Here is a 26041-nt window from a genome sequence, read left to right on the forward strand (position 1 = left end):
CTCCCCGGCCAGGAAGGGCCCCGCTTCACCGCGCCCAGTTGACAAAGTTGCTCACATATCAGTCGAAGGGGTCGGACTCCCGGTCGATGTGGAACTTCGACATCTGCAGGTCCTGCATCTCGACCCCGGTCTCCGGCGGATCGGCCACGGCCCGGAACGCCGCCAGCGAGTCCTCGCCTTCCCAGCGCTCGTAGTTGTTGACCCTGGCGGGGTCCAGCGGGTCGGCCGTGATGGCAACATCCAGGCAGCCTGGCGCGGCCCTTGCGCGACGGACCAGGTCCTGGAAGGCGGCGACGTAGGCGTCGCGTGCGGACGGCTCGACCCGTTAGTGCCCGGCGATGATCAGCATGGACGGACCGTACCGCCGTTCTCAAGCACCTGCCTCCCGTGGCGGCGTCGGTAGGAGTCGCAGGGTGGAGTCCGCGGCGTCGTCGCCGACCATCCGATCGACAGTGCCGGTCCCGTAGCGGTGGTACTTGCTGCGGTAGGCGTCGTCCACCAGCCCGCGCCCGGCCCCGCCGACATCCTCGACAGTCACGTCGATCTCACCGTCAGGCAGGTCGACCGTCGCACGTCCGGATGCGACGACCCGGCCGTACCAACCGGTGTCGCGTCGCTGCCAGGTCCGGACGTACACCTCGCCACCGGCGACCACCGCCCAGATGATCACCTGCCGTCCCGGGGTGCCATCGGCGCGGAGCGGTCGGATCCGCAGCTCGTCGTCGTCGGCGATGCGGGTCAGTTGATCGGCGGTCCAGTTCGAGGCCATCACCGACCCTCCTGTTCCCCGGAGATGATGCGCCGTACGGCGTCGGCGGCGACGGTCGGATCGGCGGGCTCGGTGTCGAGCGCCCGGTGCAGGGTCAGGCCCTCGATCAGTGCGTCGAGCAGCCTGGCCGTCCGCGCATCGACATGTCTCTCCAGCGCCGCGCGGCTCCGGCCCATCCAGGCGTGGGTGATCGCGCGGAACACCGGTTGTCGCGCCGCAAGGGTGTACAGCTCCTGGGTGAGTACCAGTTCGTCGGATCCGACCGGGTCGTTCAACATCCCGATCACCGCCGTGGCGGCTTCCGCCCGGGTGCCGGCACCGGTCATCCGCTGCTCGAAGCGGTCCGCCTGCTCGTCGGCGAACCGGGAGAACGCCTGGCGCAGCAGGTCTTCCATGCCGAAGAAGTGATAGGTCATCGATCCCAGCGGTACCCCGGCCAGCGCCGCGACCTTGCGGTGCGAGGTCCCGGCCACGCCGTCCGCTGCGATCACTTCCAGGCAGGCCTGCACGATGCGGTCCCGACGGTCCGGGTCGACGCGCCGCGCACCGGTGGCCGGCTGGGCAGTCATCCGTTGACGGACCGGATGACCCGCGCCGGGCTGCCCATCGCCACCACGTCGGCGGGGATGTCCCGGGTGACGACCGATCCGGCCCCGATGACGCTGTTGTCGCCGATGGTGACGCCCGGGCAGACGATGACACCGCCGCCCAGCCAGACGTTGTCGCCGATCACGATCGGCAGGGCTGCTTCCAGGTGGGCGCGCCGCGGTGCCGGGTCGATCGGGTGCGTCGGGGTCAGCAGCTGCACCGACGGCCCGATCTGGCAGTGGGCGCCGATGGTGATGGTGGCGACGTCCAGGGCGGTGAGGTTGTAGTTGATGAACGTGCCGGGGCCGATGTGGATGTTCTCGCCGTAGTCCACGAACAGCGGTGGCTTGACGAACGCGCCGGCGCCGAGCGTGCCGACCAGGGCTTCGAGCAGCGGTCTGGCCACGGCCTCGTCGGCCACGGCCGCCCGGTGGTAGGCGTCGGCGAGCTGCACCGCCCGCTGCGCGAGACGGGCGCTCTCCGGATCCTCCCCGCCGAGGTAGAGGTCCCCGGCCAGCATCCGCTCGCGGTTGGTCCTGGTGTCGCCGGCGAAGAAGTCCTGCGTCATGTGTACGACCGTACACTCCGCGGGAACGTCGTGCCCGGCTGTGAAGGGGTGGGCGGCTCAGGTCCCGTGCCAGTCCCCGATGATGTGCTGCAGGTGCTGGTGCATCAGGAGTTCGGCGAGCGGACCGTCGCCCGCGACGACGGCCTCGCAGAGCGGGAGGTGCTCGGCCGCGGAAGCGCTGAGCATGCCGCGGGCGGACAGCGACCGGATCCCGTACTGCCGGGTGCGGTCCCGCAGGTTCGCCACCAGGTTGACCAGGTGTTTGTTGCCGAGCAGCTCGAGCAGCCCGAGGTGGAACCGGCGGTCCACCTCCAGGTAGGTCACCAGGTCGCCCTGCGCCTCGAAGGCGACGATGTCGGCGGCCAGCGCCCGGAACTCCTGCTCCCGGCCGGCGATCAGCCCGCCGACCGCCACCCGGTGCATGGCTGGGACCTCGAGATCCAGTCGCAGCTCGTAGATGTCGTGCTGGTCCTTCTGTGTCTGCGGTGCGATGCGGTAACCGCGGTTGCGGACCGGCTCCAGCAGGCCCTCGCTGACCAGTGCCAGCAGCGCCTCCCGCACGGGGCTGTTCGACACGCCCATCTCGACGGCGATCGCCGAGGCCGAGTAGATGCGGTCCGGCTCGAGCCGGCCGGTGACGAGGTCGTGCCGGAGCCGGGCGATCGCCTGCTCGCGCAGGCCGATCGTCCGGAGATGGCCGGGCTGCGGGTCCACGGTGGTCTCCTGTGTCGCGGGCGGGTGACGGATCAGGCGATCGTGAACAGGGCCGGCGGGAAAGCGGTGGTGTCGACGTCGATGCCCAACCCGGGACCGGTCGGCGCCGATCCGCGGCCGTCCACGGACCGCGGCAGGTACCCGGCGACGTGCCCGTCGGTCCAGTCGTTGAAGAAGGAGGTCATGAGCAGGCTCTCCGGCCGGGTGCTGGCGGCGATGTGACTGACCGCCGCCGAGACGATGTCGCCGCCCCAGGTGTCCTCGATCGAGACCATCAAGTTCAGCGACTGCATGAGGTCGCGGGCCCGGGCCGCGGCGGTCAACCCGCCGACCCGGCTGATCTTCAGGTTGACGGACGACGCACCGGCCTGCTTGGCGCGGAAGATGTCCTCCGGGACGCAGACCGACTCGTCCAGCACCAGGGGCAGGGACGACCCGGCGGCTGCGAGCGCGCAGTCCTCGGTCGTCCGGCACGGCTGCTCGACGTACACCGGCAGGTCGGCCATCGCCCGGTAGGCCCGGCGGGCGTCCAGCAGGTTCCAGCCGCCGTTGGAGTCGGCGATGACGATCGTCCGTGGATCGGCTGCTTCGACGGCGGCCCGGGTGCGGGCGGCGTCCTCCAGCGGGTCGTTGCCGACCTTCAGCTGGAACCTGTTGATGCCGGCCGCTTGTCGCCTGGCAACGAAGTCGGCCATGGAGTCCGGGGTGCCGAGCGGGACCGCCTCGTACAGCGGGAAGTCCGGCTGCAGCACGCCTCCCAGCAGATCTGCGACCGGGCGGCCGACGGACCGGCCGAGCAGGTCCCAGCAGGCGATGTCGATCGGGCTCTTGGCGAAGCCCTGGCCGAGCAGCACCGCGTCCATCATCCGATTGATGCCGGAGATGTTGGTCGGGTCGGCGCCGATCAGGTGCGGGGCCAGCAGGCCGATCGCCGCCCGGATCCCGTCGGTGAAGGCCGGCAGGTAGGTGGCGCCGAGCGGTGTCACCTCGCCCCAGCCCTCCAGGCCCTCGTCGGTCCGTAGCCGCACGATGGTGCCGGTCTGCTCCACCGCGGCCCGCCCGCCGGACATCACGTACTCGCCGTGGGCGTAGCCGAGTCGGTATCCGAAGCAATCGACGGCGGTGATCTTCACTGTGCAGTCCTCCGGGCGGTCGCGAGGGCCGCGCTGTGTCGCCACGGCCGGTTGTAGGTAACACGTTACCGACAACTCGGCAGGACGGCCATGGTGGGGGTGGGGACGACGGACGCCCCCTACGGCGGTCGTGGCGGGCGTCCGGTCGAGACGAGGGCTGTTCGGATCTCAGCGGCGGTGGTAGTCACCGTCCCGCTTGCCGAAGAAGGCGCGCAGTGCCTCCTGGTGGTCCTCGGTGAGGAACATCTTGACGAACTGCTGCCGCTGGAACTCGTCACTCTGCTCGGCGGACAGGTCCATGGTGCGGTTGGCGGAGTACTTGGTCGCCTCGACCGACAGCGGTGCCCGGGTGGCGATGCGGCGAGCCTTGGCCAGACCGGCCTCGTACAGGTCCTCCGGCGCGTGCAGTTCGGTGACCAGCCCCCAGTTGTAGGCCTGCTCGGCGCTGATCCTCGATCCGGTCAGCAGGATCTCCTTGGCGGGCCCGAGCCCGATCAGGCGGGGCAGCCGCCAGAAGTTCACGATGAGACCGACGTTCACCCCGGCCGCGACGAAAAAGGCGTCGGTGGAGGCGATCCGGATGTCGCAGGAGAGGACGAACTCGAGGCCGCCGCCGAGGGCACCTCCGTTGATCGCAGCGATCACCGGTGCCCGGTACTCGGCGATGCGCTCGCAGAGGCCCAACCAGCCGTCGATGTAGGCGCGCGCGTCGGCGGCATCGAGGTTCTGGTCCTCGCGGAGGTCACCGCCGGCGGTGAAGACCTTGATGGCGCTGGTGATCAGCACCGCCCGCACGGAGTCGTCAGCGTCGAGCAGGTCGAAGATCTCGCCGATCTCGCGACGTGCCTGGATGGTCAGGACGTTGGCGGGCGGCGCGTCGATGGTGATGACGGCGATCCCCGGCTCCTCGCGGCGCAGGGTGACCACCCGGCCGGTGTCGAGTTCGTCGGTGGTCGCAGCGGTGTCGATGGACATGCAGTTGATCCCTTTCGGTCGGTGAATTCGAATGTGGAGGAGTAGGTGTCGGAGGATCAGCCGGTGGCTTTCGGGCGGCTCAGCCGGAGCATGGCCAGGGTGACGACGACGTTGACGAGCAGGACGAGGACGGACAGGGCGCCGACCTGCTGGTAGAGCGAGTCGTTGGCCAGGTCGAACAGGACGGTGGCCAGCGTCGGATTTGCACCGGTGTAGAGGAAGACCGACATCTCGAGTTCGCGGAGCAGGATGACGAAGTTGAGCATGCCGGCCGCGATCAGCGACGGGGTGAGCAGCGGGATGGTGATGCGCCGCCAGGTGCGGAGCCAGGATCCGCCGAGACTCCGGGAGGCTTCCTCGACCTCGCCGCCCACTTGTCCCATTCCGGCGTTGACGTACTGGAAGCAGGTGGGCAGTGCGTGCGCGGTGTAGGCGATGAACAGGATGAAGACGGTCCCGCCGAGGCCGAACGGCTGCCCGGCGAAGCTGATGATCATGCCGATGCCGAGGATGGCCCCGGGCAGTGCGAGCGGCGCCGACATGAACGCCGGGATGATCGAGTTGGCCTTGGAGGTCGTGCGTTGCCGGAGCCAGGAGGCCATGACCGCGATGGCCAGCGCGGCGATCGTCGCAGTGGCGGCGAGCAGGAAGCTGTTCCCCATGGCGGAGAGGAACTGCGGTTGGGCCAGGACCTTGTCGTAGTTGTCCCACAGCACCCAGTTGTCGCCGCCGATCGGCCGGCCGATGGACTTGCGGAAGGAGGTCAGGGCGAGCATCCCGAACGGGAGCACGAGCGAGAGCAGCAGTACCCCGGTGCAGAACAGCAGGGCGACAGGGCGGAACCATCCGAGCCGGATCTGGCCGCGGCGGCCGGGTTTGCCGCCGATCACGGTGAACCGGCGGCCGCGCAGGAACTTCGACCGGACGTAGAGCAGTGCGGCGATCATCACCATGATCGGGACGGCCACCACGGCGGCGGCTTCGATCCGCGGCGGGAACTTCAACAGTGAGAACAGCACCGTGGGGATGGTCTGAAAATTGGTCGGCGCACCGAGGATGGCGGCGGGGCCGAAGATCACGACCGAAGTGACGAACACCAGGATGGTGCCGGCGATGACCGACGGCGCGATCACCGGGAACGTCACGGTGCGCAGCACCCGGAAGCGGGAAGCCCCCAAGCCGGCGGCGGCCTGCTCGAGCGAGGGCTCGATGCCGTCCAGCGCGGCGGTCACCGGCAACAGGATGAGCGGGTAGGTGAACAGCGACAGGACGAAGATGATGCCCCAGGGGCTGAAGATGTCGAACGGTGCCGTCTCCAGGCCGAACACCGACATCAGCAGGTTGTTCAGTGCGCCGTTGTTGGGCCCCAACAGCAGCACCCAGCCGAGGGCGGCGATGAAGCTCGGCGCCGAGAACGTCAGCACCGCTGCTCCTCTGAACATCCCGCGGAGCGGCATGTCGGTGCGGGACAGGATCCACGCCATCGGCAGGGCGATCAGCAGGGCACCGGCCGCGGTACCGCCGGCGATCCACAGGGAGTTGAGGGTCGCCTGCAGGAGTTGCGGCTCCGAACCCAGCAGGCCGTAGTTGCCGAGACCCACCGAGCCGCCCGGCTCGACGAGACTGCGCGCCACGATCTGGTACAGCGGGTAGCCCACGAGCAGCAGCACGACCGCGATCCACACGAGGCGGATCGTCCGCTCGAACCTGCTGACATGGTTCCGCCGCCGCAGACCACTGTGCGCCAGGTTCCGGTCGGGTGGCGCGCCCGGTCCGGTCACCGTGCCGGTCGACATCGTCAGGCCCCGATCTTCGCGGCGAACTCGGCGCGGACGTCGGCACCATCGGCGGCGAGATCCTCGACGGAGACAGGCAGTTGCTCGACGCCGGAGAGGTCGGGAGCACCCTCCGGTGCGGGCATGCCCTGCAGGACACTGCGGTTGCTGGCATCGACGAGGGCCTGCTGGAACTCGTCGCTGAGCTGGTAGTCCACCAGGAGTCGTCCGGCATTCGGGTGCGGAGCATCCGCGATCGAAGCCACCTCCCAGAACGCGATCGGCACCCCGTCGGAGGGGTAGTGGATGGCCAGCGGCTCCCCGCCCTTCGCAGCTGCGAGGACGGTGGTCTCGTTGGCGGGAATGCCGAAGGTGGTCTCGCCGGTGAGCACCATCTGCGACAGGCCCAGGGTGCTCTCGGTGACGATCGGCTGTGCGGACTGCAGCTGCCCGATCCAGTCGCTGCCGAGCGCCGCACTGACGGTGACGTAGAAGGACAACGCGGTGCCGGAGGCGTTCGGATCGGCGGTGATCACCGACTTCGGGGCCAGGGCGGTGACGTCGGCCCAGGTGGCCGGGAGCTCCGACTCCTGGGTGTTCGCCGTGTTGTACATGATGCCCAGCGGGACCTGGACGAACGGTACCTGCGGGGTGCCGTCCTGGTGGATCCCGTCGATCAGCCGGTCCTGGTTGATCGGATCGGCAGCGGTGATCAGCTTCTCGTCCGCCCACTGCTGCATCCGGATCGGATCGGCCAGACTGACGACGTCGGCGTTGATGGTCCCGCTCGCCTTCTCCGCCTCGATGGCGTTGACCGTGGCGGAGGTGTCGTCGCGGCGGTAGGTGACGGTGATGCCGTAGCGGGCCTCGAACATCGACTTCAAAAGCTCGATCTGGTCACGGCTGTGGCCGCCGGCGTAGATGGTCACGGACCCTTCCTGGCGGGCGGCGGTGACCAGTTCGTCGGAGATCCCGGCGATGGGTGCCAGGTCGGCCGCCGGGGTCTGCGCCGCTGATCCGCCACCACAGGCGGTCAGCATCAGAGCACCCACGGTGAGGGCGGTTCCCAACAGGGACTGGTGGATCATGTTGCGTCGCATCGAATCTCCCTTGAGTCAATGGCGGTACGATCGGAAGTGGTGCGGTCCGGCAGCTGTCGCCGGGCCCGCGTGGTGTGCTCAGAGCTGCTCGTCGACCAGCACGGTGATCGATGACGGTGCGATGTCGAGGGCGACGGTGTCGCCGATGCCGAACCGGACGGTTGGTGCGGTGGTGGCTTTGATCAGCTCTTCCTGGCCGGGTAGGTCGACCAGGTAGATGATGCTGTCGCCGAAGAACATGGCCTCGACGACCTTGCCCTCGGCCTTCCCGGCCTGCTCGTGGGTCGCAACGGACAGGCGGACATCATTGGGCCGCAGTGAGAGTGCCACAGGGCTACCGGTGTTCGGAGCGCCGGTGGGTACTGCGGCGGCGTACGTCCCGCCACCCTCCAGCACGACGTCCGCGATCCCGGTGTCCCTGGTGTCGCCGAGCACGGCGCGGACGATGTTCGTGGTGCCGAGCGCCCGGGCGACGTAGCTGGTCCGCGGATGCCGGTAGATGTCCTCCGGGCTGCCGGTCTGGCCGACGGTGCCCGCGTTCATCACCACGAGCCGGTCGGCGAGCGAGAGCGCCTCGGCCTGGTCGTGCGTGACGTAGACCATCGTCACGCCGAGACTGCGCTGGATGCGCTTGATCTCGATTCGCATCTCCTCGCGGAGCCGGGTGTCCAGGTTGGACAGCGGCTCGTCGAGCAGCAACAACGCCGGGTCGTTGACCATCGCCCGGGCCAACGCGATGCGCTGCTGCTGGCCGCCGGAGAGCTGGTGGATGTAGCGGTCGGACAGGGCGCCGAGCTGGACCAGGTCCAGCGCCTGGCCGACCCGCCGCCGGACATCCTTCTTGTCGGCCTTGGCCGTCCGCGGGCCGTAGGCCACGTTGTCGAAGACAGTCATGTGCGGCCACAGCGCGTAGTTCTGGAACACCACGGCCATACCGCGTTTCTCGGCCGGGACGTAGGTCCGGTCGGACACCAGGGTCCGGTCGCCGAGGGTGATCGACCCGGCGTCCGGGCGCTCGAAGCCGGCGATCATCCGCAGGCAGGTGGTCTTGCCACACCCGCTGGGGCCGAGCAGGACGAGGGACTCGCCCTCGGGAACGGACAGGTCGATGCCGTCGACGACGGTCACCGCACCGTACTTCTTGACGATCCGGTCCAGGACGAGATGACTCATGTCGCTGCGCTGCCTTCCGGGGCTCGATGGGGCACGGTGATGACTCCTGCGTCCAGGAGGTGCTCGATCTCCTCGTCGCTCCAACCGCTTTCGGCCAGCACCTCGGTCGAGTGCTCGCCGAGCAGCGGTGCGGTGCGGGTGATGCGGGAGGGGGAGTGGGACAGCTTGTAGGGCTGCCCGATGTGGGTGACCGGGCCGAGACCGGGGTGGTCGACCCGGACCGCCATCTCCCTGCTCAGGACATGCTCGTCGCGGTAGACCTCGTCGATGGAGTTGATCGGTCCGCAGGGCACGCCCGCGGCGTGCAGCTTCTGCGACCAACCGGCCCGGGTGTCCGTGGCCAGGGTCGTGGCGATCTCCTTGGCCAGAGCCTCCCGGTTCCGCAACCGGGTGGGGTTGTCGACGAACCGCGGATCTTCGGTCAGGTCGGTCCGGCCGATGGCGGAGCAGAGCTTCTCCCAGGTCCGCTGGTTCGCGGCACCGATGGTGAGCCAGCCGTCAGCTGTCGGAAAAGCCTGGTACGGCGCAGACATCCGGTGCGCCGAGCCCAGCGGTGTCGCGACGTCGCCGGCGGCGAACCAGTTCGCGGTCTCCCAGACCGTGGTGGCGATACCCGCCTCGAGCAGTGAGACGTCGACGTGCTGGCCACGCCCGAACCGCTCCCGGTACATGAGCGCGTTGAGAACACCGACGGCACCGAAGATCCCGGCGTTCAGGTCGCACACCGGAACGCCGGCCTTGACCGGAGCGCCGTCCGGCTCCCCGGTCATGCTCATCAGCCCGCTCATCCCCTGGGCGACCAGGTCGAACCCGCCACGGTCGGAGTACGGCCCGGTCGTGCCGAACCCGGAGATCGAGCAGTACACGAGCCGCGGGTTGATGGAGGCCAGGTCGTCGAACCCGAGGCCGAGGCGCTGCAGAGCACCCGGCCGGTAGTTCTCCACCAGGACGTCGGCGTCCGCAGCCAGCCTGCGTACCAGCTCCACCCCGGCCGGCGTCTTGAGATCCACTGCCAGGCCTCGCTTGTTGCGGTTCAGAGCGATGAATCCGGGTGCGGCCTCCGGATCGGTGACCCCGCCCATGCGTCGGGTGTCGTCGCCCGCGCCCGGCCGCTCGATCTTCACGACATCGGCACCCATGTCCGCCAGCAGCGCGGAGCAGTACGCGCCCGCCATCACCTGGGTCAGGTCGAGGACCCTGATGCCGGACAGGGCCCTGGCTTGTTGATCCACCTCCATGTTGACTCCCTCGTCATCGTGTGCCGAAATACGGCACAATGTGTGCTATGTTGGCACGAAGTGGCGCCAGTCACCTTGCCAACGGCGGAAGGGGATGTCAAGACCGTGAGTGCTGTCGAGGTTGCGTTCACCGTTCTGGAGGGCGTGGGTGTCCACCAGCCGATCGGCGTCAGTGCCCTGGCCCGGGAACTGGGCAGCACCAAGTCGACGGTGCAGCGCGCCCTGCTGCAGTTGGGCCGGCTCGGCTGGATCGAGCAGGACTCGTCCTCGTCGTGGCGATTGACGTCCAAGGTGCTCGAGCTCGGGGCGCGGTTCTCCGCCGGCGCCGACGTCAGGGTGATCGCGCCGCCGATCATGGCCGAGTTGCGCGACGCGGTCGGCGAGACCATTCATCTGTCGGTCGCGGAGGGGCCGTGGGTGGTGCTGGTCGAGAAGGTGGAGTCCGGCAATCCGGTGCGGACCTACAGCGCCGTCGGCACGCGCTACCCGATCCACGCGACCTCCGCGGGCCTGGCGATCCTGTCCGCCACGCCCCCGGAAGCGGTCCGTTCCATCCTCGGTGACGGCCCGTTCGTAGGGGTCACTCCCGAGACGCCGACCGAACTCGCTGCCGTACTCGAGAGCGCCCGCCAAGCGGAGCAACTCGGCTACGCCGTCGGCGCGGGCACTCGCCACGCCGAGGTCACCGCGATCGGTGCCGCCATCCGGAACGCGGCGGGCCAACCGATCGCTGCGCTGTCGATCTCCGCCCCTTCCTCCAGGATGCCGCAGGAGGTGTGGGCCGCGTACGGCGCACGGGTGCGTGCGGCGGCGGATCGCGTCACCGCGCGGCTGGGCGGCGTGATCGCCGACGGAGACGCCTGACGACCGAGATCGGTGACGACGGGAAGGACCCTGCTCGGGGTGGTCGTGGAGCCATCCGGTTGCGACCCCGGCCGGCGGAGTCGCCCTGTCTGTCGCGTTCCACTCGGATTAACCGATCAGTAACAGCGCGCACCCTTGTCAGTCGCCGGATGGCGTCCACATACTTGTTGTGCAGCCAGTAGAACGTCGTTCAGCCTGCTGAACGACGAGGGTTGTTTCTCCGAACCGCCGCCGGAGAGTTCGCCACTCTTCGCACGTGGTTCTGCGACGTCGCACGTGTCTGTCCGGGAATGCCGTGGACGTGGTCGTTCCGGCGCGCCCCTGCGCGAGAAGTGTTCGCAGCAGGGTGGTTCCAGCTCCGGGAGTGAGCAGTGACAGCACCGAGATCTGAGTCAGTCATGAGATCCGTGATCGTGGAGGTGATGCGCCGGTGTTGAGCAAGGAACGCAACGAGATGCTGACCCGGGTGGGCCAGGGGACACCCATGGGCGAGCTGCTGCGGAGGTACTGGATCCCCGCGCTGCTGTCCGAGGAACTGCCGGAGCCGGACGGTCGCCCGGTCCGGATCCGTTTGCTGGGCGAGGATCTCGTCGCCTTCCGGAACACCTCCGGGGTCGTCGGCATCCTCGAGGCGCTGTGTCCGCACCGCCGTGCGCCGCTCTACTACGCGCGCAACGAGGACGACGGCCTCACCTGCATCTACCACGGCTGGAAGTTCGACACCGACGGCCAGTGCCTGGCGATGCCGAACGTGCCACCGGAGGCGGACTTCGCGTCCCGGGTGAAGGCGAAGTCCTACCCCGCCAAGGAGTTCAACGGCATCGTGTGGACCTACATGGGGCCGATCGACACCATGCCCGAGGAACTGCCGCCCCTGGACTGGGTCGGCCTGCCGCCGGAGAACCGGCTGATCACCAAGCAGAAGATCGAGGCCAACTGGACGCAGGTGCTGGAGGGCGATTTCGACCCTTCGCACATCTCGTTCCTGCACGGCACGGTGACCGCGTACAAGGAGTTCATCGGCCGCGAGCCGGGCGAGTCCCCGCCGCCGGCCCCGGACGCGGTCGACGGTGTGCTCACCTCCGAACTGGAGCGCTTCTACTGGCGGCGGGAGCCGCGCCCGACGATCACCGTGCTGCCCACCGAGTACGGCATGTTCTCCGGGGCGCGCCGCGAGGCCGGGCCGACCACCTGGTACTACCGCTTCAACCAGTTCATCCTGCCGTTCTATGCCGGTCCGCCCGGTGACTGCGAACGGCCGGCCCAGTGCAACATCTGGGTGCCGATGGACGACCACACCTCGATCGTCTGGCGGGTCGGGTTCTTCCCGGACCGGCCGATCGACGAGCAGACGATGGCCAACCTGCTGTCCGGCGAGGACGCCCACGTCGCCCCCGACGGGTACCTGGAGCGGACCGAGGAGCCGCAGTCCCGCTGGTACCCGAAGCTCAACCGCAGCAACGAGTACGGGCTGGACCACGCCGATCCCGACCACGACTACTTCGCCGGCATCGTCGGTGTCTGGGCGCAGGACCGGGCGTGCACCGAGGGCATGGGATCCATCCTGGACCGCAGCGAGGAGCGCCTCGTCTCCAGCGACGCGCCGGTGGCGATGGTCCGCCGGGTGCTGCTGCGCACCGCTCGCGCCCTGGCCGAGACCGGCGAGGCGCCACCGCAGCAGTCGACGTTCCCCACCGTCACCGCGATCCCGAACACCGTCTTCCCCCGCGAGAAGCCCTGGCTGGAGATCTCCCGCGAGGTCCAGGTCCAGGTGAGTCGTGAGCAGGCCGGGGTCGCCGATCCGGTGGCGAGTCCGTGACAGCGGTCATCGACCCGGCGGTCACCGCCGGGTCGACGGACCCGCTGCTGCCCGCACCGGTGCCGGGAGCACCTGGTGTACGGCGGTTCTCGGTGCAACAGCACGAGGTGCTGGCAGCCGTCGGTCCCGGCACACCGCTGGGCGAGGCGCTGCGGAACTACTGGGTCCCGGCCCTGCTGAGCGAGGAGATCCCGGGGCCGGACGCCCCGCCGGTCCGGGTGAGGCTGCTGGGCGAGGACTTCGTCGCCTTCCGTGACAGTTCCGGCCGGGTCGGTGTGCTCGCGGAGCACTGCAACCACCGGGGCGCATCGCTGTACCTGGGCCGGGTCGCGGACGGCGTCGTGCAGTGCGTGTACCACGGGTGGACCTTCGACGTCGACGGCCGGTGCGTCCAGGCTCCCACCTGCCCCGCGCTGGCCGGGACCGAATCGCTGCGGCAGCGGGCGTGTGCGGTGCACGAGGCCGGCGGCCTGGTGATGGTCTTCCTCGGTGATCCGGACAACGCCCCGCCGCCACCGGATCTCGGATTCCTCTGCGTCCCGGACGGGGCGCGGTACGCGGCCAAGCGGGTGCAACCGTGCCACTGGCTGCAGGCGCTGGAGGCGGACACCGACTCCGCGCACGTGGCGTACCTGCACCGGGAGGACCTGCTCGCCGGTGCCGCCGACCGGCTCACCGGCATCATGCTGGAGCAGACCGACCCGGAGTTGGTCGCCGACACCACGGAGTACGGGCTGATGCTGGCGGCGCTGCGCCCGTCCGGTGCGGACGCCGAGTACGTCCGGATCAACCACTGGCTGGCGCCCTGGTACACGGTCGTCCCGGCCAGCAACCCGGCCGGCCTCATCGGGCTGCACGCCTGGGTCCCGGTGGACGACCACCACAGCCTGATCTTCGGTCTCATGTGGCACCCCACCCGGGACCTGACGGCGGGGGAGCGGGCCGCGATGATGCAGGGCCGCACCGGGATCTTCCCGGAACTGCTGCCGGACGGCAGCTATCGCGCCCGCCGCCATCCCGGTAACGACTTCCTCATCGACCGGGCCGGGCAGGCGCTCGGTGCACCGTGGTCCGGGGTGGTCGGCAACCAGGAGCAGGACGACGCCATCACCTCGTCCATGGGCACGGCCTACGACCGGACCAGGGAGAACCTCGTCGGCACCGACGACGCGGTGATCGCCGTCCGGGCCGCACTGCTCGGGATGGCCCGTGACCACGCCGCCGGGCTGCCGACGGTGGGCACCGCCGGTCTCGGGTTCGACGTGCCGTCGGTGTTCTTCGAGCACGACAGGACGGCCGACTTCCGTGACGGGCTGGCCGAGCGGTACCGGGACGGGCAGGTCCCGGCCGGCGCCGGGCAGAAAGGAGCAGGCCGCAGATGACCGAGGCCGCAGAGTATCTCGCCGTCCCGCTGCTGTTCACCGTGGAACCGTTCGCCGACCACACCGGGACCTGGCAGTTCCGGGTGGGCTACCCGGAACTGCTCGGCTGCGAGATCGCCCACGAACGCCTGACCGTCGCCATGGACCTGCTCGACGAGCTCCGCGTCCGGATGACCCTGGACCTGCTCGACGGCGGCCACGAACCCCCGACCCCGCGGCGGCCTCTGCACCACCTGGTGCCGCTGATCCGCAACAGCCTCGCGATCGGCGAGACCCCCGACCTGAGAGGTGCCCGTTGACCCCGCCCCCCAGCGCTCTGCCCCCCAGCGCTCTGCCCCCCAGCACCCCGGCCGCCGGTATCGCCCTCTGGCGCGCCGTCGGCGTGCAGATGCCGACCGAGATCCTCTGGCCGGCCGCACATGCCGGTGACGCCGCCGACCTGGAGGCCCGCAAGTCGGCCAACATGGCCTGCGCCCTGGAGATGATCGACCGGGCGATGGCGGACGACCCGTCGACCCGGCTGATCCTGCTGCCGGAGTACGCGTTCACCGGACAGCCCAACGGGGGCACCGTCGCGGAGTGGATCGAGGCCGCCTGCGAGCCGGTGCCCGGCCGGTTCACCACGCCGCTGCAGGAAGCCGCCCGCAGGCACCGGATCTACCTGGGCGGTAACCAGTTCGAGGTGGACCCGGAGTGGCCGGAGCGCTTCTTCAACACCTCGTACCTGATCGCCCCGGACGGCTCGATCATCCTGCGCTACCGGCGCGTGCACACCGCGATGTGGTGCTCCCCGCACGACATCTACGACGACTACCTCTCCCGCTACGGCGGCTGGGAGTCGCTGTGGCCGGTGGTCGACACCGAACTGGGCCGCATCGGCATGATCCCGTGCGGTGAGATCGCGGTGCCGGAGGTGCTGCGCACCATGGCGCTGCGCGGCACCGAGGTGCTGCTGCACCCGACCTGGGAGGTCCGCTCGGCCCCGCAGGACGCGTCCAAGATCGCCGGTGCCGCCGCCAACGGCATGTACATCGTGTCGGTGAACGCCGCCGCCTCGATGTCCGCCGGTGCGGTCGACGACCGGCCGAGCGGTGCGCCGGTGGGCAGCGGCAGCCGGATCGTCGACCCGCGAGGGAACACCGTCGACCTGCTCGACACACACGAGACCGGCTACGTCTCCGCCCCGATCGACGTGCAGGCCGTGCGTGACCTGCGGGCCGACATCAGCATGGCCAACCCGCTGCTCCGGCTGCGGATGGAGACCGTCGCACCGACCTACGCGGGTCGCCGCATCTACCCGCCGAATGCCTTCCTCGACCTCCCGCTGGTCCGGTACCCCGACATCGAGGGCCCGGCCCGGGAAGCACTGCGCTCGTTGCACTCCGTCCTCGACCACGCGCCCCGCGCCGTCGGTCTCCCGATCTACTCCGCCGAGGAGACGCGCCCATGACGACCGTCCCGACCACCCCGAAGGCCTTCGGCCGGCGCAGATCCCTGCGCCCGTACCGCGGCCTGGTCCCGGTGCTCGCCGCCGGCCTGCTGCTGACCGCCTGCGGCAGCGAGGAGCCCGCCGCGACGACCTCGACCGCCGCCACGTCCGCGGCCGGTAGCTCCACGGCCGGCTCCGCGGCGAGCAGTTCCGCCGCCGACAGCTCGACCGCCCCGGCCGAGCTGACCGAGGTCCGCTGGATCTTCGACTACTTCCCGACCGCCGCCGACCTGCCGATCCTGGCCGCGCAGAAGGAGGGCTGGTTCACCGAGGCCGGCATCTCCGTCGACATCACCGCCGGTGGCGAGGTCAACCAGCTGCAGGACGTCGGCATCGGGCAGCACGACATCACCGTCGGCCCGGGCGTCGACCTCATCCAGAGCGTCTCGCAGGACCTGCCCATCGTCTCGATCGGCGTGGTGCAGCCGGGCAACGTCTCAGGTCTGCTGTGCGCCCCGGGCAAGGGGCTGGACCCGAACGACCCGACCACACTGAAGGGTCATCCCATCGGCGTGACCGCGATGAACGTGGTGGACGTCGCGGTGTGGGACACCTGGAAGGACAAGTACGGACTGGACGGCGAGATCGAAGAGATCACCATCGGCGACGACATCACCCCGCTCTACACCGGCCAGGTGGACTGCTTCCCGGCCTTCCTCACCCAGCTGCCCGCGGTGGTCGCCGAGCACTACGGCGAGGAGCCGGTGGCCTACGAGGTCAACGCCGACGTGAACTCCATCGGCCAGGTGCTGATGGCCAACACCGAGTTCGCCGCGGCGAACCCGGAGGCGGTGTCCGGCTTCGTCGACGCCTACGCCAAGGGCATGCAGTGGGCGATCCAGAACCCGGACGAGGCCGCGGATCTGCTGCTGGAGACCTACCCGGAGTACGAGCGCAAGACCGCCGAGTCGGAGATCCCGGCGCTCACCGCCTTCTGGCACTCGACGCTGCAGGACACGAACGGCCTGCTCTACATGGACGACTCGTCCTGGCAGCCCAGCGTCGACCTCTTGCTGGCCAGCGGCCAGATGGACGTCGCCCCGGAGATGTCGAAGATCTACACGAACCAGTACCTGCCGTCGACGGCGGTCATGCCGTGACCGCGGCGCAGCACCCCGCTGCGGCCGGATCGGCGGTGCGCGCCAACGGGTTCGGCGCCTGCTACCGCACCCGGGAGGGCGTGCTGCCGGCGGTGGACCGGATGGACCTGACCGTCCGCCGCGGGGAGTTCGTCGCGATCATCGGGCCGTCCGGGTGCGGGAAGTCGACCTTCCTGCGCGCGGTCGCCGATCTGCACCGGTCCGAGGACACCACCGGCGATCTGACCGTCGCCGGCACCTCGCCGGAGAAGGCCAGACTGGCCCGGCAGGTCGCCTTCATGTTCCAGAAACCCGCGCTGCTGCCCTGGCTCTCGCTCCGCGACAACGTCCAGCTGCCGCTGACCGTCGCCGGGGTGCGGGAGCCGGCGGTCACCCCGGACGAGATGTTGGCCCGGGTCGGCCTCCAGGGCTTCGAGCGGGCGCTGCCCCGGCAGTGTTCCGGCGGCATGCAACAGCGTGCGGCCCTGGCCCGGTCGCTGATGCTCACCCCGGACGTGGTGCTGATGGACGAACCGTTCGCCGCCGTCGACGAGATCACCCGCGAGCACCTCAACGCGCAACTGCTGGACATCTGGTCCAGCAGCGGCAGCGCGGTGCTCTTCGTGACCCACTCCCTGGAGGAGGCGGTCTACCTCGCCGACCGGGTGGTGGTGATGTCGGCCCGGCCGGCCCGGATCACCGGGATCGTCGAGGTCGACCTGGACCGCCCGCGGCGGCCGGAACTCCGTGGCACGCAGCAGTTCCTGGCGCTGGAGAACGAGGTGCGGCGGTTGCTCTACCACGGCGGCGAGGCACACGACGAGCACCCGGTGGCGGTGGCGTCATGACCACCACCGACGTGCTGCCGGACCCGACCACCACCGTCTTCACCCCGGCGTCGGGCTCCGCCCGCCGGCGCAACCCGGCGCTGGTCCAGGGCGCGATCTCGGTCGGCGTGCTGATCGTGATCATCGGCCTCTGGGAGGCCTCGGTGCAGCTCTTCGGCATCCCGATCTATGTGGCGCCGGCACCGAGCGACATCGTCGAGACGTTCCTGGTCCGCCCGGGGTACTACATCGACGCGACGCTGTGGACCGGGTTGGAGGCGGTGCTCGGGCTGATCGCCGCCGTGGTGTTCGGGGTGGCGGTGGCGCTGGCCGTCTCCGCCTCCCGGATCCTGGACCGGATCGCCATGCCGTACCTGGTGCTGCTGCAGGTGACTCCGACCATCGCGATCGCGCCGCTGATGTCGATCTGGTTCGGCTTCGGGTTCACGCCGAAGGTCGTGGTGGCGTTCCTGTCCTCGTTCTTTCCGATCATCGTCAGCACCGCCATCGGCCTGCGGTCCACCGACCGGGACGCGCTGGACATGCTCAAGGTGATTGCCGCGCCGGGCCGGTTCGTCTTCTTCCGCGCCCGGATCCCGTTCGCACTGCCGCATTTCCTCGGTTCGCTGAAGATCGCCGCCCCGGCGGCGGTGATCGGCGCGATGGTCGGCGAGTTCGTCTCGTCCACCAGGGGTCTCGGCTACGTGATCATGACCTCGCAGGCCAGCCTGCGCACCGGGGCCCTGTTCGTGGCGATCATCGGATCGGCCCTGCTCGGCGTGGCCACCTTCGCGATCGCCACCTGGAGCGAGAAGCGCTTCCTGCGCTGGCACGACTCGCAGATCGACTGACCTCCGGTACTTCCGGCACTGCCTGCACTCCCCGGCGACGGCCACTGTCCGGTCCGTGCCGTCGCCTCGACGGTGCGGACCGGCGGCCGCCGTGCCGGCACTCGAAAGGAACTTCGCACATGCAGATCTTCGGGCCAGCCCTGGGCGACGACGCCGCCGGAGACGCCCGGCGGGCCGAGGCCACCGGGTTCGCCGGCGTCCGGGTGCTCGACCACCTCTACTGCTCGATCGACGGCGGACCGGACAACACCTTCGACCACCCCTTCGTCGCCCTCGGTGTGGCTGCGGCGGTCACCGAGCGGGTGATCCTCACCCAGACCGTGCTGGACGTCAGCCGTCGGCACCCGGTCGAGGTGGCGCAGGCGATCTCGTCGCTGGACCGGCTGTCCGCCGGCCGCGCGGAGCTCGGCTACGGGACCGGATGGTACGAACCCGAGCACGAGGCCGTCGGGATCCGGCTCGGCACCGGCAAGGAGCGGGTCGACCGGTTCATCGAGGGACTGACCATCTGCCGGCGGATGCTCGACGACGGCGGCGTGGTGGACTTCGAGGGCGAGCACTACCTGGCGAAGGTCACCATCCCGTGGAAGCCCACGCCGCACCCCGTCCCGATCGTGGTCGGGGTGGCCCGGCCCGGTCTGCTGCGCAGGTCCGCGGCGCTCGCCGACCGGCTCGAGATCCTGCCCCCGGGACCGATCTTCGACGACCCCGGATCACCGCTGGACAGTGCGACGATCGAGAAGTACATGGACACCGCGCGCACCGTCGCCGCGGCGCACGGCCGGGAGCTGGCGTTCTCCGCAAGGGTCACGCTGACGCTGGGCCGGCCGGTCGCGGCCGACGACCCGATGGCCCTCGGCGACGGCCCGGACGACGTACTGGCCAAGGTCGAGGGTCTTGCCGCAGCGGGCTTCGACCGACTCTGCGTGCTGGCGCTGGACCCGCACTCGCAGGAGTGGCTGGCCGATTCGATCGGCACGCTGTCCGCCATCGGTCCGGTGCTCGCCGGGACCACCTCGTGACGGGCATGTCGCTGCGCGCCACCGTCGGTCAGGTCTCGCGTGGCGCCGGCGCGCTCACGACCGCCGCGCCCGGCACCCGGATCGTGGTGATCAACCCGAACAGCACCCCGGCCATCACCGACCAGATCCGGGCGGGCAGCAGTGATCTCGCAGTGCCGAAGGGCACCCGGGTGGAGGTGGTCACCTCGCCCGACGGACCGGCGGCGATCGAGTCCGACGAGGACTCGATCGGCTGCGTCCCGGCACTGCTGGCCACCGCCCTGGCCCATCCGGCCGACGCGTACGTCATCGCCTGCTTCTCCGACCCGGGTATCGACACCCTGCGGTCCGCCTCCGGGGTGCCGGTGTTCGGCATCGCCGAGAGTGCGGTGCTGACCGCCCTCGCTCGTGGCCGCCGGGTCGGTGTCATCTCGAGCGTGGAGGCGTCGGTGGGCCGGCACAGCCGCTACTTCGGCCGGATCGGCCTGGATCGCCGGATCGTCGCCGACATCGCGGTCGGCAGAGGAGTGCTCGATCTGTCCGACGAAGCCGCCGCACTCGACGTGGAACAGGTCGGCGACCGGTTGGTGTCCGAGCACGAGGCGGACGTCATCGTGCTGGGTTGCGCCGGACTCAGTCACCTGCGCACCCGGCTGCAGCGCCGCTGGTCGGTGCCGGTGATCGACCCGTGCCGGGCCGCGGTGGCCTCGGCCCTGGCGTCGCTGGCCGATCGGAACGAACAGTGACGGCGCTGCCCACGGCCGGGCTCACGGTGGTGGCGGTGACGCCGCTGGACCGCGATGGGGCCGTCGACGTGCCCGGCATCGGTGAGCTGATGGAGTTCTACCTGCGCTGCGGTGTCAGCGGTGTCACCCTGCTCGGCGTGATGGGCGAGGCGAACCGGATGACCGACGACGAGTCGGTCACCGTGACCCGGGCTGCCCTGGAGGCGCTGGACGGCCGGGTGCCGGCGATCGTCGGGGTCTCCGACGCCTCGCTGCAGCGGCTGGTCGCGCTGGCCCGCGCGGCGTCCGGCCTGGGCGCTGCCGGGGTGCTGGTCCAACCGCTGGCCGGGCTGCGCGGGGACGCGGCGGTCGTCGGCTACTTCCGGGCGGTCTGCGAGGCGCTCGGCCCGGGCATCCCGGTCTGCGTCCAGGACTTCCCGCGCTCCAGCGGCGTCGGTCTGTCGCTCGCCGCCTGGCGCGGGATTGTCGAGAGCTGCCCGTCCGTGCAGATGCTCAAGCACGAGCCGGAACCCTCACTGGCGGCGCTCACCGCGGTCCGGCAGGCGGAGGCCGAGGGTTTGCGTCGGGTCACCGTCCTCGGCGGCAACAACGGGCTGGCCCTGCTGCAGGAGCTGGACCGCGGTGCCGACGGCGCGATGACCGGGTTCTCCTACCCGGACGCGCTGGTGACCGTCGACGAACGGTGGCGGACCGGCGAACGGGACCGGGCGCGTGATCTGTTCGACCGGCACCTGCCGCTGAACCTGCACGAGTGGGCCGGCGGTCTTGCCGTGCGCAAGGAGATCCTGCGCCGCCGGGGTGCGCTGGCGAGCGCGACCTGCCGGTATCCGCTCCGCCCGCTGTCCGCGGCCGACCAGCAGGACCTCGACGTGCTGCTGGAACGGCTGACAGCCGCACCGGTGCCGGTGGGCGCCGCGTGACCGGGCCGCTGGACCTGGTCGTGCGCGGCGGGACGGTGGTGGACGCCGACCGCGAGCAGCGTCTGGACGTCGGGATCCGCGGGGGCACGGTCGTCGCCCTGGGCGAGGGGCTGCCCGCCGCTGCCACCGAGATCGACGCCACCGGAACGTATGTGCTGCCGGGCGGGGTGGACGTGCACACCCACCTGGACCAGGTGTCGGCGAAGGGGGCCCGTACGGCCGACGACTTCCTCAGCGGTTCGGTGTCGGCGGCGCACGGCGGGACGACCACGGTGATGGCGTTCGCCGCGCAGGCCCGTGGTGAGCGGATCGCCGATGTGCTGGCCCGCGGGCTGGCTGCGGCGTCCCGGTCGACCGTCGACGTGGGACTGCACCTCATCGTCACCGACATCGACCGTCCGGATGCCGCAGGCGATCTCGCCGAGGCGGCCACCGCCGGTGTCACTTCGATGAAGGTCTTCATGACCTACGAGAAGTTGCGGTTGGCGGATGCCGCCCTGCTGCGTGCGTTGGCCGCTGCCCGCGATCTCGGGGTGCGGGTGATGGTGCACGCCGAGCACCACGGGATGATCGGATACCGGACCGGCACCCTGGTGGCGGACGGGGTCACCGCTCCGGCCGGCCACCTGCTGGCGCACAGCCGGAACGCCGAAGGCGCCGCCGTGGCCGAGATCGCCGCCATCGCCGAATACCTGGACATGCCGATCTACATCGTGCACCTGTCGTCGCCGGAGGGTCTGCGGGCGCTGCGACAGGCCCGGGACCGGGGGGTGGCGATCACCGCGGAGACCTGTCCGCACTACCTGTTCCTGGACGAGACCCGGCTGGACGCCGGCCTGGTGGAGGCAGTCCGGTCGATGTGCAGCCCGCCGCTGCGCGGGGCCGCCGACCGGGCGACGCTGTGGGCGGCGGTGCAGGCCGGCGACATCGATCTGATCGCCTCCGACCACGCCCCGTACCGGATGGACGCGAAGCTGCCGCGGGGCAGCGACACCACCTTCCCGGAGTGCGCGAACGGCATCGCCGGGGTGGAACTCCGGCTGCCGCTGATGGTCTCGGAGGCGCTCAGCGGCGGCCGGGTCTCGCTGCCCGACGTGGTGCGGTTGTGTTGCGCGGCGCCGGCGCAGGCGATGGGGCTCTGGCCGCGCAAGGGGCACCTGGGGGTCGGTGCCGATGCGGACCTGGCGGTCTGGGACCCGTCCGCGAGCTGGGTGGTGTCGGCCGACGGATTGCACGACGCCATGGACCACAGCGCCTACGAAGGCACCGCGATGAAAGGTGCGGTGCGCACCGTGGTGTCGGCCGGAGAGGTGATCGTCGACGACGGTGGGCACCGGCTGACGCAGGGGCGCGGACAGTTCCTGGTGCGACCGGCGCTCCCCGCCGGGGTCCGCCCGTGAGCCCGCGGCGGTACCTGCTCGGTGCCTCCACCGCCGGTCTGGGCCTCGCCGTCGCCCGCGCCCTGGTGACCCGCGGTGACGAGGTGGCGATCTGCGGCCGGTCCGCCTACAAGCTGGCCGGGGCTCTGGCGCTGCTGGGCGAGATCCCCGGCGGTGGGCGAGCGGTCGGCGAGGTGGTCGATCTGACCGATCCGGACGCGGCCGCCGGCTGGCCGGCCCGGGCGGCCGGTCTGCTCGACGGCCCGCTGTCCGGGGTGCTGGTCAACACCGGCGGCCCGGCGCCGCGGCCGTTCGACGCGTGCACGGCACAGGACTGGGCGGACGGCATCGCCGCGGTGCTGACCCCTGCCGTGACCCTCGCGCGGGAGAGTCGACCGTTGTTGGAACCCGCTGCCTCCGTGGTGTTCTCGACCTCGACCGTGGTGCGGGAACCGGCGCTGTCGCCGGATCTGGTGATCTCGGCCTGCCTGCGTTCGGCGGTCGCCACGCTGGCCAAGGTGCTGTCCCGGGAGTGGGCGCCGCAGGTGCGGGTGAACCACGTGGTGCCCGGCCGGATCGAGACCGACCGGGTGCTGACCCTGGACCGGGTGCGGGCCGAGCGCAGCGGGCGCACCGCCGAGGAGGTGGCCGCCGATTCGCACCAAGCGATACCGCTCGGTCGGTACGGCGAACCGGGTGAGTTCGCCGCCGCGGTGGCCTGGCTGCTGGGGCCGGAATCGTCGTACGTCAGCGGAGCGACGCTGCCGGTCGACGGCGGTCTGCTGACAGGGGTGTGAAGGTGAGCGAGAATTCCGTCATGTCCGGACCGGTGCGAGCGCCCGCGGTGCTCCGGGCGATGGCCGTGCTCGAGCAGTTGGAGGGCGCATCCGCCCGGCACCCGCTGTCGCTCGCGGCGCTGGCCGCCCGCCTCGGGGTGCCCAAGTCGTCGCTGCTGTCGATCTGCAACTCGCTGGTCGACGCCCGGCTGGTGCGCCGCACCGAGGGCGGATACAGCCTCGGGCACCGGGTCGTGGAGCTGTCCAGTTCCTACCTACAGAGCCTGGACGAGGTGCACGAGTTCTACTCGGTCTGCCGGGCGCTGGTCCCCGATCCCGCCGACACCATCCACCTGGCCTCGTTCGCCGGCCCGCTGGACATCACCTACCTGGCCCGCCGGGACGGCAGCACGATGCCGGTGGTCTCGCCGATCGGCCGGTCGCTGCCCGCCTCCTGCTCCGCCACCGGGAAGTCGCTGCTGGCCCAACTGTCGGAGTCCGAGCTCGACGCCCGGCTCGGCGCCGTCGACCGCCTGCCCGCCGTCACCGAGAACTCCATCACCGCACCGGACGAGCTGCGTCGCCACCTGAAGATCGTGCGGGACAACGGGTTCGGTGTCGATGACGAGGAGACCACCCCCGGGCTGCTCTGTGTCGGGATGGCCGTCCCTGCCGCTCGCGGTGCACAGTGGGCCGTCGGCATCACCATGCTCAAGGCCCGCTCCGGCCACGAGGGCCTGCCCGCTGCCGTCGACGTCCTGCGGTCCGTCACCAGCGAGATGGCCCGGCGACTGGGGTCATGAACGACCTCGGGGATGCGAGGACGCACCCCTGACGTCGTTCAGTGAGGGTCTGCCCGACGCCGGCGGTAACGGTGCAGCAGCGCGAGCACCGGCCCGTCCAGCAGCAGCAGGAGCAGCGGCCAGAACCCGGCGTCGGGCACGGCGAGCACCACGACCAGAGCGAGCAGCAGACCGACGGCGTTGCCGGCGATCCGCTCGATGTCGGACCGGTCCGGCCCCGAGTCACGTTGCCGGGCCGCCCGTCTCAGCGTCACCGCCATCACCGTCAGGGCTGCGCCGGAGAAGCAGAGCACCCCGACGTAGAGGGCGAGCACGAACGGGTCGGCGCCGTAGCTGCCGACCAGCGCAACAGGGACGGGCAGGAAGACGATGCAGGCCAGCCAGGCCGTGTTGACCGCAGCGACGAACCCGCTCACCCTCTCGACCCGGGCGAACACCTGGTGGTGCACGGTCCAGATCCGCCAGATCACGGCGAAGCTCAGCAGGAAGCAGCCGATCGTCGGCAGGTGGTCCACAACCACGGCCAAGGCGCCGTCCTCGCCGCCGTCCTCCGGGATCACCTCGATCAACGGCAACACCAGCAGGGTGATCGCGATGGCCACGACCGCGTCGCTGAACCCGATCAGCCGGTGCACCGGGATGCCGGATGCGTGTGCCGGCGAGGTCATCGCAGCTCCTTAACGTTGTTCAATTCCAGCGACGGTAGGCGCCGTGGTCGAACGTGTCAAGGCGGTGCTTCACCTGGTGCGGGCTGGCCGCGCCGGTGTCACGCGGCGAGATGGAAGGTGCGGGCGAATCTCTCGAGCAGATCGGCCGGCCCGTGCAGCACCTCGACGGCACCGGACGCGATCGCGCGATCGGGGGCGAGTGCTCCGGAGATGATGCGGTGGATGTCCGGACCGGCGACGAAGGCCAGATCCGCGACGCCGCTCTCCGTGCCGCTGTCCGGACCGGGGTCCCGCTGGACGTCCAGGCCGGCGGCGTCGACCCGGATGAGCAACTCCGCCAGCCCCACGCGGGCGGCGTAGACGGTCGGCGGCAGGTCGGCCGCCACCAGCGGACGGAAGGCCGTCCGCAGCGAGATGGTCATCGCGTCGGGGGTGACGATCTGCTCCTCGCGGGGGTCCGCCATCGCCTTGAACCCCCAGGCGCCGAGGGCCAGTACGACCGGCTCGAGCTCGCGGCCGTACTCGGTGAGCTCGTAGACGATCACCCGGGACCGCGGCAGCCTGCGGATGACGCCGGCCTCCTGCAGTTCCTTGAGCCGGGTCGCCAGGATGTTGCTCGGGATGCGGGGGAGTCCCGCGGCGAGCTCGCCGTAGCGTCTCGGCCCGACGAGCAGGTCGCGGACGATGAGCAGCGCCCATCGTTCGCCGACCAGCTCGAGCCCCCGGGTGATGCCGTCGTACTGCCCGTAGTCGCGGGCGACCATCGGTCGATCCGCTCAGACCTGCTGGCCCGCAACGGCATCCGGGCCGTTCTGGGCGGCGACCGGGTCCATCCAACCGAATTCGATGATGTTCCCGTCCGGATCGCTGAGCTGGCGCTGGTACATGAAGCCGTAGTCGGCGACCGGCCGGGCCTCGGTACCGCCGCCGGCGATCCCGTCGGCGACCGCCTTGTCGACCGCCTCCTTGCTGTCCCGGAAGATCGCGACCGACACCGACGGGTTCACCGCCGGGTCGCCGATCGGCAGATCGGTGAAGGTCTGGAAGTACTCGCGCACCAGGATCATGAAGTAGTTGTGGTCCTCCTCGACCACCACGCAGGCAGCGTTGTGGTCGGAGAACATCGGGTTGATGCTGAATCCGAGCGAGGTGTAGAAGCCCTTCGCCCGCTCGAGATCGGTGACCGGCAGGTTGACGAACATCGGGGACATGAGCTGCTCCTTCGGTGGTGGGGTCCTTCGTGGACCTGTTCACACTTGCAAATAGCAAGAGCCGAAGTCAAGGGTTTCGGTTGTAAAAAACAAGTGGAGTTGCGGCCGGTCCGGACAGACCTCGGGGGTGGTCGCCCGTGGCGACCACCCCCGAGGGTGTGGGTGATGGCGGACCCCGCCGCCGGTGCTGGTG

General features: G+C 70.3%; 27 protein-coding genes and 1 pseudogene. 14 read left to right on the plus strand and 14 right to left on the minus strand.

Annotation, left to right across the window (positions count from 1 at the left end):
- Positions 1-160: 160 nt before the first annotated feature.
- From GIS00_RS29230 to GIS00_RS00055, 11 genes and pseudogenes are all read right to left on the minus strand, one after another.
- A pseudogene (locus tag GIS00_RS29230) lies at positions 161-313 on the minus strand (putative quinol monooxygenase); the annotation flags it as partial.
- Between the two features lie 57 nt (positions 314-370).
- Positions 371-769, minus strand: a complete 399-nt coding sequence (locus GIS00_RS00010) for a DUF2255 family protein (protein WP_154766412.1) — start codon at positions 767-769, stop codon at positions 371-373.
- Positions 769-1338: a TetR/AcrR family transcriptional regulator gene (locus GIS00_RS00015; RefSeq protein ID WP_154766413.1), complete on the minus strand. Its 570-nt coding sequence runs from the start codon at positions 1336-1338 to the stop codon at positions 769-771. The genes GIS00_RS00010 and GIS00_RS00015 overlap by 1 nt, the downstream gene beginning before the upstream one ends.
- On the minus strand, positions 1335-1925 hold the full coding sequence (locus GIS00_RS00020) for a sugar O-acetyltransferase (protein ID WP_154766414.1): 591 nt from the start codon (positions 1923-1925) through the stop codon (positions 1335-1337). Before GIS00_RS00020 ends, GIS00_RS00015 begins: the two co-directional genes overlap by 4 nt.
- Before the next feature lie 57 nt (positions 1926-1982).
- Positions 1983-2639: a GntR family transcriptional regulator gene (locus GIS00_RS00025; protein WP_322097278.1), complete on the minus strand. Its 657-nt coding sequence runs from the start codon at positions 2637-2639 to the stop codon at positions 1983-1985.
- A 32-nt stretch (positions 2640-2671) separates the two neighbouring features.
- The gene (locus GIS00_RS00030) at positions 2672-3772 is read right to left on the minus strand and encodes a mandelate racemase/muconate lactonizing enzyme family protein (RefSeq protein WP_322097279.1); all 1101 of its coding nucleotides are present in this window, start codon (positions 3770-3772) and stop codon (positions 2672-2674) included.
- Between the two features lie 168 nt (positions 3773-3940).
- Positions 3941-4747, minus strand: a complete 807-nt coding sequence (locus tag GIS00_RS00035; protein ID WP_154766415.1) for an enoyl-CoA hydratase/isomerase family protein — start codon at positions 4745-4747, stop codon at positions 3941-3943.
- Positions 4748-4803: 56 nt separating this feature from the next.
- On the minus strand, positions 4804-6432 hold the full coding sequence (locus tag GIS00_RS00040; protein ID WP_322097280.1) for an ABC transporter permease: 1629 nt from the start codon (positions 6430-6432) through the stop codon (positions 4804-4806).
- A 113-nt stretch (positions 6433-6545) separates the two neighbouring features.
- Complete coding sequence (locus GIS00_RS00045; protein WP_154766416.1) at positions 6546-7622, minus strand: ABC transporter substrate-binding protein; 1077 nt, start codon at positions 7620-7622, stop codon at positions 6546-6548.
- A gap of 78 nt (positions 7623-7700) precedes the next feature.
- On the minus strand, positions 7701-8795 hold the full coding sequence (locus GIS00_RS00050) for an ABC transporter ATP-binding protein (RefSeq protein ID WP_154766417.1): 1095 nt from the start codon (positions 8793-8795) through the stop codon (positions 7701-7703).
- Entirely contained in the window at positions 8792-10033 is a 1242-nt protein-coding gene (locus tag GIS00_RS00055) for a CaiB/BaiF CoA transferase family protein (RefSeq protein WP_154766418.1), read from the minus strand. The genes GIS00_RS00050 and GIS00_RS00055 overlap by 4 nt, the downstream gene beginning before the upstream one ends.
- A 105-nt stretch (positions 10034-10138) precedes the next feature.
- Here GIS00_RS00055 and GIS00_RS00065 point away from each other — a divergent pair, with 105 nt between their 5' ends.
- The 14 genes from GIS00_RS00065 to GIS00_RS00130 all read left to right on the plus strand — a co-directional run bounded on the left by GIS00_RS00065 (position 10139) and on the right by GIS00_RS00130 (position 23969).
- On the plus strand, positions 10139-10897 hold the full coding sequence (locus tag GIS00_RS00065; RefSeq protein ID WP_196073036.1) for an IclR family transcriptional regulator: 759 nt from the start codon (positions 10139-10141) through the stop codon (positions 10895-10897).
- A 430-nt stretch (positions 10898-11327) separates the two neighbouring features.
- Positions 11328-12716 (plus strand): Rieske 2Fe-2S domain-containing protein, encoded by a 1389-nt coding sequence (locus GIS00_RS00070; protein WP_154766419.1) that lies wholly within the window; start codon positions 11328-11330, stop codon positions 12714-12716.
- Positions 12713-14098: a Rieske 2Fe-2S domain-containing protein gene (locus tag GIS00_RS00075; RefSeq protein ID WP_154766420.1), complete on the plus strand. Its 1386-nt coding sequence runs from the start codon at positions 12713-12715 to the stop codon at positions 14096-14098. Before GIS00_RS00070 ends, GIS00_RS00075 begins: the two co-directional genes overlap by 4 nt.
- Positions 14095-14397 carry a hypothetical protein gene (locus GIS00_RS00080; protein ID WP_154766421.1) on the plus strand — a complete coding sequence of 101 codons (303 nt, stop codon included), beginning with the start codon at positions 14095-14097 and terminating at the stop codon, positions 14395-14397. Before GIS00_RS00075 ends, GIS00_RS00080 begins: the two co-directional genes overlap by 4 nt.
- Entirely contained in the window at positions 14394-15548 is a 1155-nt protein-coding gene (locus tag GIS00_RS00085; protein ID WP_154766422.1) for a nitrilase-related carbon-nitrogen hydrolase, read from the plus strand. Before GIS00_RS00080 ends, GIS00_RS00085 begins: the two co-directional genes overlap by 4 nt.
- Positions 15545-16687 carry an ABC transporter substrate-binding protein gene (locus tag GIS00_RS00090; RefSeq protein WP_154766423.1) on the plus strand — a complete coding sequence of 381 codons (1143 nt, stop codon included), beginning with the start codon at positions 15545-15547 and terminating at the stop codon, positions 16685-16687. The genes GIS00_RS00085 and GIS00_RS00090 overlap by 4 nt, the downstream gene beginning before the upstream one ends.
- Positions 16684-17514 (plus strand): ABC transporter ATP-binding protein, encoded by an 831-nt coding sequence (locus GIS00_RS00095; RefSeq protein WP_322097282.1) that lies wholly within the window; start codon positions 16684-16686, stop codon positions 17512-17514. Before GIS00_RS00090 ends, GIS00_RS00095 begins: the two co-directional genes overlap by 4 nt.
- Positions 17511-18344, plus strand: a complete 834-nt coding sequence (locus tag GIS00_RS00100) for an ABC transporter permease (RefSeq protein ID WP_154766424.1) — start codon at positions 17511-17513, stop codon at positions 18342-18344. Before GIS00_RS00095 ends, GIS00_RS00100 begins: the two co-directional genes overlap by 4 nt.
- Before the next feature lie 119 nt (positions 18345-18463).
- Positions 18464-19366: an LLM class flavin-dependent oxidoreductase gene (locus GIS00_RS00105; protein WP_154766425.1), complete on the plus strand. Its 903-nt coding sequence runs from the start codon at positions 18464-18466 to the stop codon at positions 19364-19366.
- 5 nt (positions 19367-19371) lie between these two features.
- Complete coding sequence (locus GIS00_RS00110; protein ID WP_230312939.1) at positions 19372-20091, plus strand: aspartate/glutamate racemase family protein; 720 nt, start codon at positions 19372-19374, stop codon at positions 20089-20091.
- Complete coding sequence (locus GIS00_RS00115; protein WP_196073037.1) at positions 20088-21011, plus strand: dihydrodipicolinate synthase family protein; 924 nt, start codon at positions 20088-20090, stop codon at positions 21009-21011. Before GIS00_RS00110 ends, GIS00_RS00115 begins: the two co-directional genes overlap by 4 nt.
- Positions 21008-22411, plus strand: coding sequence for a dihydropyrimidinase (gene hydA, locus GIS00_RS00120; protein ID WP_196073038.1), 1404 nt, complete (start codon positions 21008-21010; stop codon positions 22409-22411). Before GIS00_RS00115 ends, hydA begins: the two co-directional genes overlap by 4 nt.
- The gene (locus GIS00_RS00125; protein ID WP_154766429.1) at positions 22408-23187 is read left to right on the plus strand and encodes an SDR family oxidoreductase; all 780 of its coding nucleotides are present in this window, start codon (positions 22408-22410) and stop codon (positions 23185-23187) included. The genes hydA and GIS00_RS00125 overlap by 4 nt, the downstream gene beginning before the upstream one ends.
- A 2-nt stretch (positions 23188-23189) precedes the next feature.
- Positions 23190-23969: an IclR family transcriptional regulator gene (locus tag GIS00_RS00130; RefSeq protein ID WP_154766430.1), complete on the plus strand. Its 780-nt coding sequence runs from the start codon at positions 23190-23192 to the stop codon at positions 23967-23969.
- Between the two features lie 38 nt (positions 23970-24007).
- Here the strand turns inward: GIS00_RS00130 and GIS00_RS00135 are convergent, their stop codons facing one another.
- From GIS00_RS00135 to GIS00_RS00145, 3 genes are all read right to left on the minus strand, one after another.
- The gene (locus GIS00_RS00135) at positions 24008-24637 is read right to left on the minus strand and encodes a TMEM175 family protein (protein ID WP_154766431.1); all 630 of its coding nucleotides are present in this window, start codon (positions 24635-24637) and stop codon (positions 24008-24010) included.
- Positions 24638-24735: 98 nt separating this feature from the next.
- Positions 24736-25401 (minus strand): winged helix-turn-helix transcriptional regulator, encoded by a 666-nt coding sequence (locus GIS00_RS00140; protein ID WP_154766432.1) that lies wholly within the window; start codon positions 25399-25401, stop codon positions 24736-24738.
- Positions 25402-25413: 12 nt separating this feature from the next.
- Positions 25414-25848, minus strand: coding sequence for a VOC family protein (locus GIS00_RS00145; RefSeq protein WP_154766433.1), 435 nt, complete (start codon positions 25846-25848; stop codon positions 25414-25416).
- Positions 25849-26041: the final 193 nt, after the last annotated feature.

Source organism: Nakamurella alba, from assembly GCF_009707545.1.
GTDB classification, from domain to species: domain Bacteria; phylum Actinomycetota; class Actinomycetes; order Mycobacteriales; family Nakamurellaceae; genus Nakamurella; species Nakamurella alba.

Coding starts and splice junctions, on each gene's coding strand:
- GIS00_RS00090 (WP_154766423.1), top strand. CDS start 15,545: ATGACGACCGTCCCGACCACCCCGAAGGCCTTCGGCCGGCGCAGATCC.
- GIS00_RS00055 (WP_154766418.1), bottom strand. CDS start 10,033: ATGGAGGTGGATCAACAAGCCAGGGCCCTGTCCGGCATCAGGGTCCTC.
- GIS00_RS00135 (WP_154766431.1), bottom strand. CDS start 24,637: ATGACCTCGCCGGCACACGCATCCGGCATCCCGGTGCACCGGCTGATC.
- GIS00_RS00105 (WP_154766425.1), top strand. CDS start 18,464: ATGCAGATCTTCGGGCCAGCCCTGGGCGACGACGCCGCCGGAGACGCC.
- GIS00_RS00100 (WP_154766424.1), top strand. CDS start 17,511: ATGACCACCACCGACGTGCTGCCGGACCCGACCACCACCGTCTTCACC.
- GIS00_RS00035 (WP_154766415.1), bottom strand. CDS start 4,747: ATGTCCATCGACACCGCTGCGACCACCGACGAACTCGACACCGGCCGG.
- GIS00_RS00050 (WP_154766417.1), bottom strand. CDS start 8,795: ATGAGTCATCTCGTCCTGGACCGGATCGTCAAGAAGTACGGTGCGGTG.
- GIS00_RS00015 (WP_154766413.1), bottom strand. CDS start 1,338: ATGACTGCCCAGCCGGCCACCGGTGCGCGGCGCGTCGACCCGGACCGT.
- GIS00_RS00140 (WP_154766432.1), bottom strand. CDS start 25,401: ATGGTCGCCCGCGACTACGGGCAGTACGACGGCATCACCCGGGGGCTC.
- GIS00_RS00045 (WP_154766416.1), bottom strand. CDS start 7,622: ATGCGACGCAACATGATCCACCAGTCCCTGTTGGGAACCGCCCTCACC.
- GIS00_RS00145 (WP_154766433.1), bottom strand. CDS start 25,848: ATGTCCCCGATGTTCGTCAACCTGCCGGTCACCGATCTCGAGCGGGCG.
- GIS00_RS00110 (WP_230312939.1), top strand. CDS start 19,372: ATGTCGCTGCGCGCCACCGTCGGTCAGGTCTCGCGTGGCGCCGGCGCG.
- GIS00_RS00010 (WP_154766412.1), bottom strand. CDS start 769: ATGGCCTCGAACTGGACCGCCGATCAACTGACCCGCATCGCCGACGAC.
- GIS00_RS00020 (WP_154766414.1), bottom strand. CDS start 1,925: ATGACGCAGGACTTCTTCGCCGGCGACACCAGGACCAACCGCGAGCGG.
- GIS00_RS00080 (WP_154766421.1), top strand. CDS start 14,095: ATGACCGAGGCCGCAGAGTATCTCGCCGTCCCGCTGCTGTTCACCGTG.